This window comes from Alkalidesulfovibrio alkalitolerans DSM 16529 (assembly GCF_000422245.1).
Classification (GTDB): domain Bacteria; phylum Desulfobacterota; class Desulfovibrionia; order Desulfovibrionales; family Desulfovibrionaceae; genus Alkalidesulfovibrio; species Alkalidesulfovibrio alkalitolerans.
Genome location: NZ_ATHI01000031.1, coordinates 66357 through 82153, shown reverse-complemented (window position 1 = coordinate 82153; position 15797 = coordinate 66357). Strand labels below are relative to the sequence as shown.

Below are 15797 nucleotides of genomic sequence, written 5' to 3'. Positions count from 1 at the left end.
AAACCTTGGTTATTTCCTGAGCTTGTAGAGCGGATCGCCCACCGCGCTCATGGCCCAGCGCACCGTGGGCGTGGCCATGATGTAGGCCTCGGCGAAGGTGTATTCCCCGCCCCAGAAACGATCGAGCAGAATGTCGCCACGGGTGTAGCCCTGCACATATGGTTCCACCACGGCCCCGTAGGTGGCCGTCACGCCCTCTTCCAAAAGTCCCTGCACCCAGTACCCGGCCTTGGGCTGATTGAGACGCGCCAGCGTGTCCGACTTGAGATACCCCGCGATGGAGCCCACGGGCCACTCGTTGCGCCTGATCTTTCTGTACTCGTGCCCCCAGGAGAAGAACCACATGATCTCGTCGGGGATCAGGTTTTCCTTGGTGTAGAGCCTGTCCTTCGTGACGACTTGCACGCCGTGACGTTCAGCGGCCTTGACCCCTTCCTGCCCGGCCTGATCGTTGACGAAATAGGCCGCTCCCGACGAGGCGCGGACCTCGCGCTCGGCGGCGATGGCCTTGTCCACCAGCCCCATGGCGGTCTCCGCGTCCGGTCCGTCCAGACGCGAGACGAGGTAAAGTCCGAAAGAACCGTCGAAATGGGCGTTCTGGCCGAAGAACGGATTCGAGGTGCCCATGGTTCGGCCCCAGGTGTAGCGGTCGAAAAGATCCATAAGCATGGAGTCGAGGGAACGGCGGCCATCGCCGAGCGGAACCCCCCGGCAGGGCACGATGACCCTGATTTTTCCGGCCAAGCCGTTGTTCAGCAGATGTTCGCGCACGGCCTCGACGACTTGGACATTCCTGAATGTGTGCGCGGCCTTGGGAATGCTCACTTCGAGGATGTTCCTCTCTGGCACGCCGCGCCGCTCTGCGTAGTACCTCGCCACGCGCAGGGATTCGTCGGACCCCTTGCGCGCCAGCAAGAGAACTTCTTCGGGCAACGGCGAACGGGCGGGCTCGATGCGCACCGACTCCACCACCGTGTCGGGACCGAAGTTCCCTTCCATGTCCATGGCCCGCACGCGATAGGAATATGTGCGGCCTGGTTCGACGCTCGAATCGCGAAACATGGTCGGCCTGATCTCGGGAAGCTGCTCCTGAGCCTCGGCCCCGGTCCTCTCCACATCCAGGCGCACAACCTTGGGGAACCGGGCCACCACGGTGTAGTCGCCCTCGTTGTCGGCTCTGCGCGCGATCTCGTAGCCCGCGATGTTGATCTCGGGAAGCGGGTCCCAGAACACCCCCACCGCCGTGGCTCCGTTCGCCGCGTAAAGATTGTTCAGACGCGACGGCCGCTCCTTGCCCGGCACTCCGGGAAAGGCGAAGAACACAGCCTGGTGTATCTCCTCGTCACTCTGATCGTAGGCGCGGCCTATGAAAATGGCCCGCGAACCGTTCTTCAGGCCGTCCACCTTGAGGCTCGTGCCCATGCCCACGTCTGCCACAAGTTCCACGGGCGGGATGTTGAAACCGATCCGGTCGCCGTCCAGAAGACGGTAGATGCGCACCCCCTTGAGCCGCCCGGAGGAAAGGGATTCGTCGGTGAATTTCCAGCGCAGTTCGGCCGATGAGTCTGAATTGGCGGCCCCCCCGGCGGCGAAGACCTGCATGGGTTGAGCCTTGGGCTTGGTCTCGGACTGCGCGTTCGCCTGGGCGAACGCGCCCGATGTGAAAGACACGATCACCAAGGCCGCGACAAAAAGCCTCGCCAGTTGCGTTCTCAGGAGCATGAAGCCCTCCTCCCTGTTGACTTGAGCAGTTCGTTGTAGAGCGCGGCATAAGCCGCAAGATACCTGTCCCTTGAAAACGCCTCGGCCACCCGCCTTGGGTGAGCCGCGCGCGCGTGGGATGCGCGGTGTTCGTCACTAAGCATCTCGACCATGGCCCGGCCAAGGGCCTCGGCGTCGCCGGGCGCGACGAGGATGCCGCCTGCCCCCCCGGCCAACGCCTCGTGGCAGCCGCCCACGTCCGTGGCCGCCACCGGGAGCCCGGCCGCCATGTATTCGACGACCGAGTTGGAAAAGCTTTCGGAATCGGAGCTGAGCACCCCCACATCGAAGGCCGGGAGCAGGTCGGGCACATCCATCCTGCGCCCCGTGAAGCGTACTTCCCCGTTCAGACCGAGCGACCGGACAAGCGTTTGCAGACGCTCGCGCTCCTCGCCCTCGCCGATGATCACGAAGCGAGCCGAAGGCAGCGCCTCGCGCACCCTGGCCGCGGCGCGTAGAAAGACGTCCAACCGCTTGACCGGCCGCAGGTTGGCCACGATGCCCGCCACGGGCGCATCCAGGGGCAGGTCGAGCGTCTGGCGCGCGCGCCGCCGCGCCGCCTCGTCCCCCGCCTTGCGCGTTTCTCCGAAGAAGCCGTTGTGGATCACGCGCAACCGTTCGGGCAAGATGCCCTCCACCCGCCGCGCCCAGTCCCGCGTGGCCTCCGAATTGGCCACGAAGACGTCCACGAAGCGGTTCAAAAAACGCTGCAAGCGAAGCTCCGCGCTGTTCATCCAGTAGCCCTGGTTCTTGCGCATGGCGATCACGGCCGGGGTGCGAGCAAGCCTGGCGGCCACGATGCCCGCCAGCGACGAATCCCTGAAGTGCACTTGAAGCGCGTCGATGCGTTCGCGCCTGAGCCAACCCGAGAAGCGCAGCACGTTCATCCAGGCCCCCGGACTCTTGAAGGATTCGATGTCCAGGACGCGCACGGGGCACAGGTCGAAGCTCTTGCTGAGCCAGGGCGAGCCCTTGAGCACGCACAGCCACGGCTCAAATTCGCGCCGGTCAAGCCCCTCGATGAGCATGAGCAGTTGCCGCTCGGTCCCGGCAGAGGGCGAGGCGATGGCGTCGATGAGAAAGGCGATCCTCTTGGGCGCGCTCATGTCCGCACTTCCTCCGAGGCACCCTGCGCGGGCGCGCGCTCGGGCGAAAGCGCCTCTTCCCACATCCCCAGCCCCAGGCCGCCGTGGATGGCCAGAAAGATCGCGGGCAGGCGAAGCGCGTGTCCAAGGCCGTGCCGGGCGCAGATGGAGGCGGTGGCCAAGATCGTAAGCGCGGCATACAGCGCGAGCAGCCCCGAGAGCAGGACGAGCGGCGCGTGAAGCGCCAGGGGCAGTCCGCCCAGAGCCAGCGAGCAGACGGCCAAAAACGCGGCCGCGAAAACTCCGGCCGTGAAGCAGGCCGGAACCACGGCGGTGAGGCTCATGGCCTCGGGATGGGAGCGGTAGAAGCGGACCCGGCCGCGGCCGTAGCGCCGCATCTGGCGCAAAAGCCCGCCCAGGGATTCGCGCGGGTAGTAGCGCACCGTGAGTTTGGGGCTCGTATAGCTGGTCAGTCCGGCCTTTTCCACGCGGTAGTTGAACTCCACGTCCTCGCAGGCGTCGAAACGCTCGTTCACGTAGCCCACCCGGTCGAAGACCGTGCGGGCGTAGGCCGCGCCGTTGCTCACGGGGCTGGCGTAGCCCTCGAAGTCGCCGTAGATCAGGGAATCGCCGCCGTGCCCCAGGCGCGCGGCGCGGGCCAGGGCCACGGCCTCCTGAAAGGGGGTCAGCCCCGGCGGGTCGAGCGGCTGCGGCCTGCCCAGGCAATCCGCTCCGCTGCGCGCGAAGCACTCGGCCAGATGGCTGAGGAACGAGGCGTCGGGGATGTGGCAGTGCCCGTCCACGACCACGAAGACGTCGCCGCGCCCCTCCCGAAAGCCCACATTGCGTCCCGCGCTCGACCGTCTGCCGGGGTTGTCCAACAGCCGCACCTGGGGATGCTCGCGAGCGATCCGGCACACGATCTCCCTGGTGCCGTCGTCGGAATGACCGTCGGCCACGATGATCTCGAAACGATCCGCCGGATAGTCCTGACCGAGAAGGCTTTCGATGGTCTCGCGGATAAAGCGGGCCTCGTTCCTGACCGGCATGACCACGGTGATGAAGGGAAGCGCGCGGGCTTCGCTGCGATCGCTCGTCATGCCCTCGCTCCCCTCACGCCGTGGCCGTTCGCGGCCGCAAGGTCCGCGTACATCTCCAGATACCGCGCGGTCTGACTTGCATAGTCGAATCGTGTGCGGACGTGCTCGTATCCGCTCTCGCCCATCTCACGACGTCGTTCGGGCGACGCGGCCAGCGCCACGACGGCCTCGGCCAGCCCCGGCATGTCGCCGGGCGAAACGAGCCAGCCGTCCCGCCCCTGGCGCACCACCTCGGGCGTGCCGCCCACGGCCGTGGCCACCACGGGCTTCCTGCAGGCGAAGGCCTCGAGAATCACGTTGGGCAGCCCTTCGGTGTGCGACGGCAGGACGAAGATGTCCGCCTCGTGCAGAAGCGCGCGCACGTCGGGCCGAAATCCGGGCAGGAAGAACCGGTCTGAAATCCCGGCCTGCTCGATGGCGTGTTCGAGCTCGGGCCTGAGAAATCCTTCGCCAAAGACCGCGAAGCGCACGTCGTCGCGTTTTTCGAACACCAGCCCCGCCGCCTCGATGAGCCCGGCGTGGTTCTTCTCGGGGCTCAGCCGTCCGGCCGAGACCACGAACACCGCATCGGCCGCGATGCCCAGTTCAGCCCGGATGCCGTGCGCGGCCGGGCCAGGATAGGTCGTCAGGTCGATGCCGTTGTGAATGACGCTCACCTTGTCGGCGTGCACGCCGCAGGCCAGCACCTTCTCACGCTGCCCATCGGACACGGCAACGACCCGGTCGGCAAGGCGCAGAAACAAGCGGTCGAGCTTTTCGTAAAGCCGGACCCTTGCGTTCTCGCCTGTCCAGCCCCGCGATACCGCGATCTCGGGAATGCCCGCGAACCAGGCGGCCAGACGGCCGACCACGTTGGCCTTGTAGCCGTGCGTGGCCAGGATATTCACCCGCCGCTCCCGCAAGATGCCCGCCAGTTCAGCCACCGCGCCCGGATGAAACGGCGCGCGCGCACCAAGCGCGGCCACGGGCACCCCGGCCTTGGCTGCCGCGGCGAGCAACTCGTTGTCGCGGCCCTTCTCCTGGAAGGAGATGACCAGGGGCAGACAACCCTCGCGCTCGATGCGCTTCGCGTGCATGACGATCTGGCGCTCGGGGCCACCATAGAAGTTGGTGGCGATGAGGTGGGCGATGCGCATGCCTTTCATCAGGCCCTCCGGGTGCGTGCCCACACGCCGCTGCGAAAGCCCGTGAGCCCAAGCAGCGAGACGGCCATGAGCCAGAACAGATAGAACGGAGCCGCGAGCGCAAGGCGCGCACGCGGACGAGAAAGCCCCATGGCCACCATCCCCCCAGCCATGTACAGCGTGAAAAAGGCGGCCAGGAGCACGGCCCAGGCGGCAAAGACTTTCAGCAGGAGGGCGATCCCGGCCAAGACGAACGACAGTAGCAGGAGCAGCGGCTTGCTGCGGACGAGCAGGCAAAAACCAATATCAGCAAGGCCAAGCCGTCCCGACTTTAGCCCCTCGGCGATGAGCGAGAACGCGGCCAGCCTGGTCAGGCGGCTGTTGCCCGAGGCCCAGCGCACGCGCTGCGCGGCGGCCTGATCGAGCGAGAGAGGCAGCGGCGCGCGCACCTCCGTCTCGGGTGCGAAACGGGTGCGCACCCCGCGGCGCAAAAGATCCAGCGAGTACTCAGTGTCCTCGACCACGGACGACGCCTCCCACGGATGCTCACGCAGCACCTCGGCCGCGAAGCACATGCCGTTGCCGCGCAGGATCGAGGCCAGCCCCAGATTCTCGCGGCCGTGCAGGAACAGGTCGTTCTCGATGGCGTTGCCCACGGCGAGCACGTAGGTCAGCGGCGTGCCGTCGGGATTCACGACCCCGTAGCGCGCCTGGACCACCGTGTCCCCGCTCGCCAGCCGCTCGTTCATGGCGTCGAGAAAACCCGGCGCGACCAGGGTGTCTGCATCCACCACAGCCACGGCCTGAAAATCCTCGGCCAGGAGAATGTCGAAGGCGTGGCGCAGGGCCTGACCTTTGCCCCGGCGCGTTGGATCGACGCGCTCGATGCAACGCGCGCCCATGCTCCTGGCGACCCCGGCCGTGCCATCGGAGCAGTTGTCGGCGATCACCACGACCTCGTGGAGGGGCTTTGGGTAGTTCAAGGTTGCGAGGCTTTGCAGTGTGGCCGCGATGGTGTTCTCCTCGTCGTGCGCGGGCACGACCACGGCGAAACGCAGCCTGGAGTCGGGTAGACCCGCGCGAGTAGAAACGGGACGGCGGCTCGCCAGGCCCGCGACGAAGAGATAGATCGCGGCGAGACTCAAGAACGCCAAGGGGGGAAAGAGGAGCGCCGCCATCATCGCCTCGCCTCCCCGACCGGGCCGAAGGCCCCGGCCCCTTCGAGCCTGGAGACGCAGAAGCGGTACTTGCCCGACGTCTCGGACTGGATGCTGTCGGTGTATTCGATGTCGTGCCGCATGGAGTCGCCGAAGCGCTCCAGCACGAGCCGGGCGATGTCGGCGTGCAGACGCCCGTTGCCGCTCTCCTCGCCGGGCACCACGCGAAAGACGAGATGGTCGAGCCTGTCCTGCACTATCTGCATCTGCTTCACGCCTTCGAGCACCATGGCGAAATTCTCGGTCAGCGAGATGCCGGAGACGAACTCGCCCTCGGGCGTGCGCACGTAGTCCGCGATGCGCCCCTCAAGGGACTCGATGAGCGGATAGGCGCGGCCGCAGGAGCAGGCCCGTCCGGCCATGCGCGCCGTGTCGCCCACGAGGTAGCGGATGAAGGGCATGCCGCGATTGGTCAGGTCGGTGACGACTACCGCCCCGGTCTCGCCGGGCCGGGCCGGACGTCCGTCGCACAGGCACTCGACGACGAGCGTGTCCATGTTCACGTGCAGCCCCTCGTGGGCCTCGCACTCGCAGGCGATCAGGCTCACTTCCTCGCAGCCGTAGCGGTTGGTCACCTTGCAGCCGAAGGTCTCCTCGATAAGCGCACGCTCGAAATCATGCAGCACCATGGCCGTGGAGATGATGCCGCGCGGGTGCACGTCGCCAAGCCCACGTTCCTGCATGAAGCGCGCGAACAGGTAGAGCGAGTGGGCATGGCCGAAAAGCAGGGTCGGCCGCTCCTTGCGGATGCGGGCGTGAAACTCGCGCATGGCGGCCTCGTCCATGCGCAGGGTATCCAGATAGGTGGTGCGCTGGAGCAGGAAATTGCGCAGGTAGCCACGCCAGGATTTCCTGTATTCCGGGTTGCCCCACACAGCCCCGACACGCTCGCCGAGCCGCCAGCCCGTCCATTCGTCGTGGCGCAACGCGCAGCCGCGCTTCCACTGCATGCTGTCCTCGTCCACGTAAAAGGACAGGGAAACACCGGTGGACCCGGAAGTCTTTTTGGGATGCAGCATGGCGGGCGGGATATTGTCCGCGACCATCTCGTCGCGGTGGGCGCGGATGTCGTCCTTGGTCAGAAGCGGCAGGCGTCCCATATCCTCCCAGGAGACGATGTCCTTGGGCCTGAGCCCGGCCTGGTCGAATCGCCGCCTATAGAAACGGGTATGGTGGTACGCTTGGTCGAGGAGTTTCTTCAGACGCTCCCACTGGTCCCTGCGCACGTCGTTCAAAGGCCGGTATTGCGTCTGGCGGAAACGCTCCAGATGCTTCAGATACGGACTTTTTTCCCACGCAGCCCAGGCAGGGGCCACCACGGCGCGCGCAAAACGCGAAAAGAGGTCGCCGGAGTTCATCCGTCCTCCTACGCGGCCCCGACGGTCTGAACGACCGTCGGCTTGGACGCCTCAGCAGCATCCCACTCGTCCAACGCCTCGCGCATGGTGCCAAAAGGCAAGCTCGGCAACAGATAACGAAGCTTGTCCTCGGTGGTGTCCAGGTTCAGATAGTGCCGGAACGTGGAGCGGAAACTCGCCTTGATCCGCGGCTGGTCAGGATCGATCTCCCAGGGGTGGAAATAAAGCACCGCAGGTTGCTTGTCGCGGCCGTTAATCCGGCGCAAGCCGTTGCGGATGATGGAGACAGGCAAAAGCCGCAGATATCCTCCTCCGGCGATGGGGATGACCATGTCCTTGCCGAAGATGTTCATCTTGAGCGTGGTCAAAGGAAATTCGAGGATGGAGCCGCTTTGCCGCTCGATAAGATGAGGAAAGCGCTCGGCTCCGGGGATGCCGTAATTGTCGTGATGGATCGGAAAAATGCTCGAATCGTAGGAGAACCCCTCCTCTACGAGCACGTCGAGCGCCCACATGGAGTCCTGGGTGATGGAATAGCTCGGGGCACGATAGCCGTTGACCGGGCAGCCCGAGATGTCTTCCAGGATTTTCTTGGCTTGGGACACGTCCCGGCGAAAATCCTCGGGGGTCATGGTATAAATGCGTTCGTGCCCGTAACCGTGGCAGGCCACTTCATGGCCACGCGCGGCGATACTCCGGACAAGTTCCGGCGAGCGCTCCGCGACCCAGCCAAGCACGAAAAACGTCGCTTTCAGCGAGAGTTCGTCGAGAAGATCGAGGACGCGCCGGGTGTTGTCGGCCACGCGCGGCGGGTAGCTTTCCCAGTCCTTGCGGCTGATGACGCCCTCGAAGGCGGTAACGTGGAAATAATCTTCAACATCGATGGTCAAGGCATTCTTCATGACCCACCCCGGTAAGTTCGCCTGCTCCGTTATGATACGGATCGGATGCGGACCTGGACCGGGCGGGTCGTTGCTGGATTCCTCCTACGGCGACATCGGCGTCTCTCCCTTCACCCTCAGAACTGCTTGCTGAGTTGCAAGCCAATCCGATTCACGGTGAAATTCCTGGCTGTCGTGCCTGTCGTGTATGAATCCTTGACCCGGTACCAGAGCTCCGCTCCGAATCCCTCCCCCAATGCGTATTTCAATGAAACATTGCCAAACCAGCGCCCCGTTTCCGACGAGGATCTGTCCTGAAAATCCCGCGAGATGCTCACGGCTCCGGTCAGACGCTGGGTCAGTTCGTGATCGATGCTGATCCCGGTGTACGTCCTTTTCGTCGAGGAGCCGCCGCTGGCCCTTTCGTAATCCTCGAGCCGCCCGAAAACACTGACCGTTGTGCGCTCGAAACGTCTGCTCAACCTGAGCTCGCCGTACTGCCGCTGATAGGTGTTCCCGGTATCGGGATCATCCTCGTACCTCACGCCGGTCGTAAACCTCGACTGCACCACTCCGAAATCGTGATTCCAGCCCGCATCCCAGTAGAACGAGGTCTTGGAGGTCGACGACCGGCTATACTTGGAGTAGCTCGGGCCGACCTTGGCGTAGACGTTCGAGTTCTCCGCGTATGTGTGGCTGGCGCCGACGTAGCCGATATGCCTGTCGAGCTTGTCGGAGCTGGATGTCTGATGCATGTAGGAGTATCCCGCGAGCATCGACGTCCGGTCGGTCAGTTCGTATGTCGCATCCGCAAAGCCGCCGTGGCTATTCTTGCTTCTGCCCCGCTCGTTGTACCAGATATTCACGTAGCGATATCCGGTACGGAGTGTCATCCTCTCCCCGAAACGGGGCTGGATGTACGGCGAGAGGACAAACGTGTTCTGCTGGATCTGGTCGATGGTCGAGTCTTCATCGATGACGTCGCCGCGCGTCGTGTCGCGGTTCACCAACCGGTACGTATCGGTGACGTCGATGAAGAAGAAACTCCGCCAGGCGTCCAGCAGCCCATGTCCACGGAAGTCATGGTTGAGTTCCGTGTCACGCGTTGCCTTTGCGTAATGGCTGAACCGTCCCTTGTAGTCCGTTTCAAAGATCAGTCGCGGTCCTTCGTACCTGTACCCCACCGAGGGACGTATGCTGGTAACAAAGTCGCTTTTCCCGTTTCGCTGTTCCCGAACGTTGTCGTTGAACTCCTCGCTGACGCCGAGGGAGGCCCGAAACGCGGGTTCAGCCCATGCACAAGGCACCGTCGCCAGAATCAATGCCAACACAATGAGGTATCTATACATTCGCCTGTCTCTCGCGGATTTGAGGAGACCGTTTCGTGCCACACAACTCCAGGATGTCCTCTTTTGCCTCTACAACATCCTGAAACACTCCACGATCCTCTACCCAAGCTGGGCAGACAAGAAAACCCCCCAAAGCGCAACTTCTTGCGGACAGGCTAATTTCCCCACAAAAAATTCCAGATCAGACGCATGGTTCCTTGTTGTTTTTTCGTTTCATCGATTTCCTTACCACCATGCTGCATCTGTCGCATGGTCATCTCGACCCTGAACTGCTGTTGCGCAAGCCAAAGCTCCTTGACGCGCGCGTCGAGCGCCTTTTCCACTTCGTCAAGCCGTTCCCGGATATCCATGATGTCCGATTGGTCGAAACGCGGCACGGCTTCCAGAGCCTCCAGCCGCTGGTTCAATGAACGCAGGACGTTGTTCAGTTTGACGCTGGCGCGCACGGCCTGCGCGGCTTGAGCGATGCCGCTCCCTGTGTCTTCCTGAGGTTCCTCCGGCTCCGTCGTCTTGGACTCCCAATACTGCGCGTCGAATGAGAGATCCCTGGCCAGTTCATGGACGATCTGGGCGCTGATATCGCGCTGTTGCGCCGAGAACGCGTCAAGCATGATGTAGTCGCAGATGATGTTTATCAGCCTGGGGACGCCCCGACTGTAGGTCGCCACAGCCTCGACGGCCTCGGATGAAAAAACGACCGCCTCGCGATTGCCGGCCTTTTCGAGCCTGAACAAGATGTACTCTTCTACTTCGGCCGGATTGAGAGGCTGTATGTGGCAGTTGATCTGTATGCGCTGCCGCAATTGCAGCAGAGCCGGAAGCGCGAGCGTCTTTTTCAACTCCGGCTGTCCGACGAGGATGATCTGCAAGAGCTTTTCCCTGTCGGTCTCGAGATTCGAGAGCATACGCACTTCTTCCAGGAGATCGGGCGAAAGATTCTGCGCCTCGTCGATGATCAACACGGCCTGACGCCCCTGGGAGTACTGGCCGATAAGGAAGTCGTTCAGTTCGCGAATCAGCGTCGTCTTGTCCTTGCCGACTGCCGAAAGCCCGAAATCTTCGTTGATCATGGCCAGAAGCTGGTGTGAATCGACCCTCGTGTTGAAGACCTTGGAAAGAGCCCGATTCTGCAAGTGCTTGCGGATGATGTTGCGAATGATCGTGGTCTTTCCCGATCCTACTTCGCCCGTCAGAAGGATGAATCCCGCCTTTTCGCGAATGCCGTGCATCAGATACGTCAGGGCGCGCTTGTGCGCCCTGCTCATATACAAAAAATCGGGATTGGGAAGCAGGTCGAACGGCTTCTCCTGCAGACCGAAGAATGTCGTATACACGGAACAACCACCTATTTTGCGTAATAGTAGTAGCCGTTGCTGCTCTTGCTCATGTGGGCCCCATTGTAGACGATGCCGAGCACCTTGTTCTGAAGGGCGTCTATGGCCTCTTGCACCTGCTCGACGGAAGGCTGTCCTTCCTTGACGACCAACAATACCCCGTCGGCAATGCCGGCCATGGAACGCGACTCCGCGAACGGCAGTACCGGCGGGGTGTCCACGATGATATAGCGGTCCGAATAGCGCCCCTTCATCTCCATAAAGAGATTGCGCATGGCCTCGGATGAAAACAGCTCCGCCGGATTGGGAACCGAGGTTCCCGCAGGCAGCACGACGAGTTTTCCGATGTTGGTCTTGACCAGCACTTCGCTCACATCGCGCCCTTCAATCAGGCAGTCGGACAGCCCCTTGCCCTGCTCGAAGCCGAGATATTTGTGTACCACGGGTCGCCTGAGGTCGGCGTCCACGAGCAGCACGGTGTGGTCGTATTCCTGGGCCAGGCTGGCGGCCAGGTTGATGGCGGTCATGCTCTTGCCTTCGCCCACGGTGGCGCTGGTCACGGCGATCAAGTTGTCAAATCTCTCGCGCTTGGTCATCTTGACCAGTGCTTCCTTGAGCTTACGGTATTCTTCCGCCATCGGGGACAGGGGCGCGTTGATGGTCACCAGCGTCGGCTCCGGGACCTGCTGCACGGGGGTGATTTGCGGTTCGACCAAGGGAGATCTGCCGACCTTCCTCCCATGACGGCCAGACCGCTCAAGGCCCGGTCCGCTGTTCGTATTCAGGTTCGCGGCCTTGGCCAGCGCTTCTTCGATTCTGCTCATGGTTCCTCTCGCGGTTCCGTATGCCTGGCGCTTGCACAGGGCCTAGAAAATCGTTCCCTTGACCTTGTCGAGCAATGTCTCGACGTACGGCTTGCCCATGGCCTCGGAAGCCGCAACCACCACGATCAGCGAGAAATACGCCGTAGCCACGGCCAGGAAACGCCGGTCGGCCCGCTTCTGCTTCCGTTCCTCGTCGGGCTTACGCATGGCCGGGACCACCGCCAAAATCTGTTGTTTGAGGGAGCGCAAATCTGCCTGGCTCTTGACCGAATGCCGCACCTTGTCGAGCAGAAACACACAGACAAAGGCGATGCCGAGCCCGGCGACCATGCCCATGAGGATGATCTGCAAACGCTTCGGGCTGACCGGAAACTCCGGCAGGATCGCCGGGTCCACGATACGGAACGTCACGGCCTTGTTCTCCATCTCCATCTGCTTGGAGACCTCGGACTGGCCGTAGCGACCCACGAGCTGATTGTAGATCACCGTCTCGTTTTCTTTCTTGCGAATGAGTTCGTTCAGCCCGGTCCGGATGACGGGGATCTCTCGCAGCATTTGCTTTTGCTCTTCGATAATGGCCAGTTGCCGTTCCTCGAGCTGGCTGTTGGCATTGAGCTCCACCCGGATCATGGCCCGAGCCTGGGCATTGACATCTCGAGGAGCGCCGTCGGGAGAGGCCCGCAAGGCGTCCATCTCGCTTTTGAGCCGCGTCACGCGGGGATGATTCTCGGTGTAAGTCGCCAGAAGGCTCGAAAGCGCACGCTCCATCTCGACCAGACGTCCCTGTCCCCCGTAACCGCTCGCCAAAAGACGTTCTTGGGCTTCGAGTTCCAGACGCCGCAGCCTGAGAGCCTCGAGCTTCTTCTCCGCCTCGGCGATCTCAAAACGGATGATTCCCTCGTTAACGGCAAGGCGCAGTCCGTGTTCGCTCTTGTACGCGTTGATCTCGTTCTCCACGGCGTCAATGCGCTTCTTGAAACTCTCGATCTGATCGGAAAGAAAGCGCGTGGCCTCCAACGACTCGTCGCGCTTGGAAGCAGTACTCTCCTCGATGTAGACCTGTGTGAGGGTGTTCACCACGTCGCGTGCGTATTTGGGGTCCGTGTCACGGAAGGTGATGTAGAACACCCCCTGGCGCTCACGCAGATTGATGATAATGCGTTCTCGTAAATTGTTGACGTATGCTTCACGCTGGGCATCGGTCTTGAAATGCACGTCCTTGTCCAGGATGTTCAGCACGCGCATCAGCATCGCTCGGCTCAGAATGGAAACGGAAAGCAGCCGGACCTTGGCACTCACGGACGGCGTCATGGCGATGCCGCGCACGAGATCGTTGATGACGCTCTGCTCGATGAATACCGTGGACGTAGCTTCATACTGCTTGGGGAGCGAATAACTGAAGACAACGGCCGAGGTCATCACGAGCAAGGCGATGGAGACGAACAGCCGTTTCCTGCTCAGCATGAGCCGGACGAACCGTTCGATTTCTTGCATTTGTGACTGGTTCATATGCTATCCCGCGCTTCCTGCTTAGAAAAAGCTTTCATTGGCGATGACGTAATCACCCTGGCGCAGCAAAACGTTCTGCGACAGATCCTTCCCCTCCACGAGCCGCCTGGCGCTGACCTCGATCCGGGTTTCCTGGTCGTTCTCGCGGCGGACGATGACGGTATTGTCCCTGTTGGCGAATTTGTTGAATCCACCGCATTCGAGAATGGCGTCCAGAACGGTCAGACCTTCCCGGTAGGGCAGCGCCCGAGGACTGTTGAACGCCCCCAGAACGTACACATAGGGTTCGGGGAGCGCGGGGAAAAAGATGATGTCGTTGTTGCGCAACGGCACGTCTTGAGTGATGTCGCCCTTGTGGAAGAGAGCGTGAAAGTCCGTATCCAGACGCTGCTGGTTGCGCAGGATGTGGGCGGAGCGCAGGTCCGCCCTGGTCAGATCGACATTGGCCATGAGTTGCAGCAAGGTCGTCTTCTGGCGCAGTTCGTAGACCCCTGAGGGCACACCGCCGCCCACGATGTAGGCCTTGCTGTTCACAATCTGGGACATGGCCACCGTGACCACGGGATCCTTGACCAGCCTTTCGAGACGGGAGGTGATCTCGTGCTGCAGTTGCAACGGCGTCAATCCCTCCGCGTGAATCTCGCCGGCTCCGGGCAACGATATCTTGCCGTCCGGCCTGACCAGAGCGCCTGCGTTCAGGTCGCCCTCGCCCCATACGATAACCTGAAGCACGTCGCCCGCGCCGATGATGTAGTCATCCACCGAGGTTTGTCCCTCGGCGAAGGCGTTCGACGACGCGACGGCGAGCCCAACCACCAACAAGGCAATGCGAACCCAAGCCATCCCTGTACCTCCCCATTTGAACGTGAAAGATTATCTTCCTTTCCCGAACAGCACGACACCGACCGTCCGGAGAATGATCCGCAGATCGAGCATGAACGAAATGTTCTTGATGTAATACAAATCGTAGCGAAGCTTCTCGATGGCGTCCTCGACCGAGGAGCCGTAGGAATAGCTGACCTGCGCCCATCCGGTCAGTCCGGGCTTCACGTAGTGACGCTCGGAATAGTATGGAATGTGCTCCTTGAGCGTGGCCACGAACTCCGGACGCTCGGGTCGCGGCCCCACAAGACTCATGTCGCCGCGCAGGATGTTGAAGAGTTGGGGTATCTCGTCCAACCTGGATTTACGCAGAAAATTGCCGATCCTAGTGATGCGCGGATCATTGACCTGCGACCAGACGGCCCCGGTCTTGGATTCGGCGTCTTGGCGCATGGTCCTGAACTTGTAGATAGTGAAAAGGCGATCGCCTTCGCCCACACGGGTCTGCCGGAAGAGGATCGGGCCGGGCGAGTCGAGCTTGATGGCCAGCACGACGAGCGGCAGCACGGGCAGGAAGACGATGATGCCGGTCAGCGAGAGCAGCACGTCGCTGATTCGTTTGAACGCGCGAAGCAGCCACGTCACCTTGAAGCCGTGGCTGAAGATGAACCAGCTCGGCGTGATGTTCTCGATGAGCAGCTTCTCCGTGACCTTTTCATAGAAAGACGGCGCGTCCATGACCTCGATGCCGGAGAGCTTGCAGTTCAGCATCTCCTGGACGGGGAAATAGCCCCGCCGTTCGGCGAGCGAGACGACGAGCTTGTCGGCCATGAAGTTCCTGGCCACACGCAGCAGCCGTCCGGCAGGTCCCTGTCCGGACTCGCCGACATGGGCGGGATCGTTCAGGTCGCAATGTGTCGAGGGGCAGTCCACCCGGCCCAGATAGATGTACCTGCCGCCACTGGCGGCGATCAGGTCGCCCATCTGCTCCGCAAGGGGGCCGTTGCCGACGATGAGCACCCGCTTGACCATGCCGGGAATGACATGCCTGAAGCGGTTGAACAGAAACTCGATGAATTTGATGCCCACAAAGGCGGCCAGACCGAACATCACCAGGCTCGTCTCCTCTCCGTGCAGGCCGAAGGCCGAACCGAGGGCGAAAAACATGAGCAGGGAGACGCCGGTGGCTGTCAACAAGCACAAAAGCCCACCCGAGGCACGGCACCTGCTCGTCGAGGCGAAAACCGCTCCGATAACCACGGACGGCAGGACCGTTATGAGCAGAAACTTGCCAGTCTGGTCGTAAAAAGCCTCCTGTCCGAGCGTCTCGCCGAGATTCGGGCCGAACGCATGGATGGCGAAGGCCAGGGCCAAAAGCGCCATCAGGATGTCCTGGGCGAACGTGCGCAGTATCATTCCCTTCATCGCCGATC

The 15797-nt window shown here is 62.3% G+C and carries 13 protein-coding genes; all 13 read right to left on the bottom strand.

Annotated elements, in window-relative coordinates:
* Positions 1 to 9 precede the first annotated feature (9 nt).
* Complete coding sequence (locus tag DSAT_RS12955) at positions 10 to 1722, bottom strand: TIGR03790 family protein (RefSeq protein WP_020887981.1); 1713 nt, start codon at positions 1720 to 1722, stop codon at positions 10 to 12.
* Complete coding sequence (locus DSAT_RS12950; RefSeq protein ID WP_020887980.1) at positions 1713 to 2867, bottom strand: glycosyltransferase; 1155 nt, start codon at positions 2865 to 2867, stop codon at positions 1713 to 1715. Before DSAT_RS12950 ends, DSAT_RS12955 begins: the two co-directional genes overlap by 10 nt.
* Positions 2864 to 3946, bottom strand: a complete 1083-nt coding sequence (locus tag DSAT_RS12945) for a glycosyltransferase family 2 protein (RefSeq protein WP_020887979.1) — start codon at positions 3944 to 3946, stop codon at positions 2864 to 2866. The genes DSAT_RS12950 and DSAT_RS12945 overlap by 4 nt, the downstream gene beginning before the upstream one ends.
* On the bottom strand, positions 3943 to 5091 hold the full coding sequence (locus DSAT_RS12940; protein ID WP_020887978.1) for a glycosyltransferase: 1149 nt from the start codon (positions 5089 to 5091) through the stop codon (positions 3943 to 3945). The genes DSAT_RS12945 and DSAT_RS12940 overlap by 4 nt, the downstream gene beginning before the upstream one ends.
* Complete coding sequence (locus DSAT_RS12935; protein ID WP_020887977.1) at positions 5091 to 6251, bottom strand: glycosyltransferase family 2 protein; 1161 nt, start codon at positions 6249 to 6251, stop codon at positions 5091 to 5093. The genes DSAT_RS12940 and DSAT_RS12935 overlap by 1 nt, the downstream gene beginning before the upstream one ends.
* Positions 6248 to 7645, bottom strand: coding sequence for a phenylacetate--CoA ligase family protein (locus tag DSAT_RS12930; RefSeq protein WP_020887976.1), 1398 nt, complete (start codon positions 7643 to 7645; stop codon positions 6248 to 6250). Before DSAT_RS12930 ends, DSAT_RS12935 begins: the two co-directional genes overlap by 4 nt.
* Positions 7646 to 7653: 8 nt before the next feature.
* Entirely contained in the window at positions 7654 to 8547 is an 894-nt protein-coding gene (locus tag DSAT_RS12925) for an XrtA system polysaccharide deacetylase (RefSeq protein ID WP_020887975.1), read from the bottom strand.
* A 116-nt stretch (positions 8548 to 8663) separates the two neighbouring features.
* Positions 8664 to 9875, bottom strand: a complete 1212-nt coding sequence (locus DSAT_RS12920; RefSeq protein ID WP_020887974.1) for a TIGR03016 family PEP-CTERM system-associated outer membrane protein — start codon at positions 9873 to 9875, stop codon at positions 8664 to 8666.
* Between the two features lie 155 nt (positions 9876 to 10030).
* Positions 10031 to 11209: an XrtA/PEP-CTERM system-associated ATPase gene (locus DSAT_RS12915; RefSeq protein WP_020887973.1), complete on the bottom strand. Its 1179-nt coding sequence runs from the start codon at positions 11207 to 11209 to the stop codon at positions 10031 to 10033.
* Positions 11210 to 11220: 11 nt separating this feature from the next.
* A complete protein-coding gene (locus tag DSAT_RS12910) occupies positions 11221 to 12033 on the bottom strand; it encodes an XrtA-associated tyrosine autokinase (RefSeq protein ID WP_020887972.1) in 813 nt (270 codons plus the stop codon).
* A 42-nt stretch (positions 12034 to 12075) separates the two neighbouring features.
* Positions 12076 to 13542, bottom strand: coding sequence for an XrtA system polysaccharide chain length determinant (locus DSAT_RS12905; protein ID WP_020887971.1), 1467 nt, complete (start codon positions 13540 to 13542; stop codon positions 12076 to 12078).
* Between the two features lie 21 nt (positions 13543 to 13563).
* Entirely contained in the window at positions 13564 to 14385 is an 822-nt protein-coding gene (locus DSAT_RS12900) for a polysaccharide biosynthesis/export family protein (protein ID WP_020887970.1), read from the bottom strand.
* Between the two features lie 30 nt (positions 14386 to 14415).
* Complete coding sequence (locus DSAT_RS12895; protein WP_020887969.1) at positions 14416 to 15789, bottom strand: TIGR03013 family XrtA/PEP-CTERM system glycosyltransferase; 1374 nt, start codon at positions 15787 to 15789, stop codon at positions 14416 to 14418.
* Between the last annotated feature and the right edge of the window lie 8 nt (positions 15790 to 15797).

Excerpts from the sequence above, each read along its gene's own strand:
- DSAT_RS12895 (WP_020887969.1), bottom strand. The coding sequence starts at position 15,789 with ATGAAGGGAATGATACTGCGCACGTTCGCCCAGGACATCCTGATGGCG.
- DSAT_RS12935 (WP_020887977.1), bottom strand. The coding sequence starts at position 6,251 with ATGATGGCGGCGCTCCTCTTTCCCCCCTTGGCGTTCTTGAGTCTCGCC.
- DSAT_RS12950 (WP_020887980.1), bottom strand. The coding sequence starts at position 2,867 with ATGAGCGCGCCCAAGAGGATCGCCTTTCTCATCGACGCCATCGCCTCG.
- DSAT_RS12920 (WP_020887974.1), bottom strand. The coding sequence starts at position 9,875 with ATGTATAGATACCTCATTGTGTTGGCATTGATTCTGGCGACGGTGCCT.
- DSAT_RS12910 (WP_020887972.1), bottom strand. The coding sequence starts at position 12,033 with ATGAGCAGAATCGAAGAAGCGCTGGCCAAGGCCGCGAACCTGAATACG.
- DSAT_RS12945 (WP_020887979.1), bottom strand. The coding sequence starts at position 3,946 with ATGACGAGCGATCGCAGCGAAGCCCGCGCGCTTCCCTTCATCACCGTG.
- DSAT_RS12925 (WP_020887975.1), bottom strand. The coding sequence starts at position 8,547 with ATGAAGAATGCCTTGACCATCGATGTTGAAGATTATTTCCACGTTACC.
- DSAT_RS12900 (WP_020887970.1), bottom strand. The coding sequence starts at position 14,385 with ATGGCTTGGGTTCGCATTGCCTTGTTGGTGGTTGGGCTCGCCGTCGCG.
- DSAT_RS12940 (WP_020887978.1), bottom strand. The coding sequence starts at position 5,091 with ATGAAAGGCATGCGCATCGCCCACCTCATCGCCACCAACTTCTATGGT.
- DSAT_RS12955 (WP_020887981.1), bottom strand. The coding sequence starts at position 1,722 with ATGCTCCTGAGAACGCAACTGGCGAGGCTTTTTGTCGCGGCCTTGGTG.
- DSAT_RS12905 (WP_020887971.1), bottom strand. The coding sequence starts at position 13,542 with ATGAACCAGTCACAAATGCAAGAAATCGAACGGTTCGTCCGGCTCATG.
- DSAT_RS12930 (WP_020887976.1), bottom strand. The coding sequence starts at position 7,645 with ATGAACTCCGGCGACCTCTTTTCGCGTTTTGCGCGCGCCGTGGTGGCC.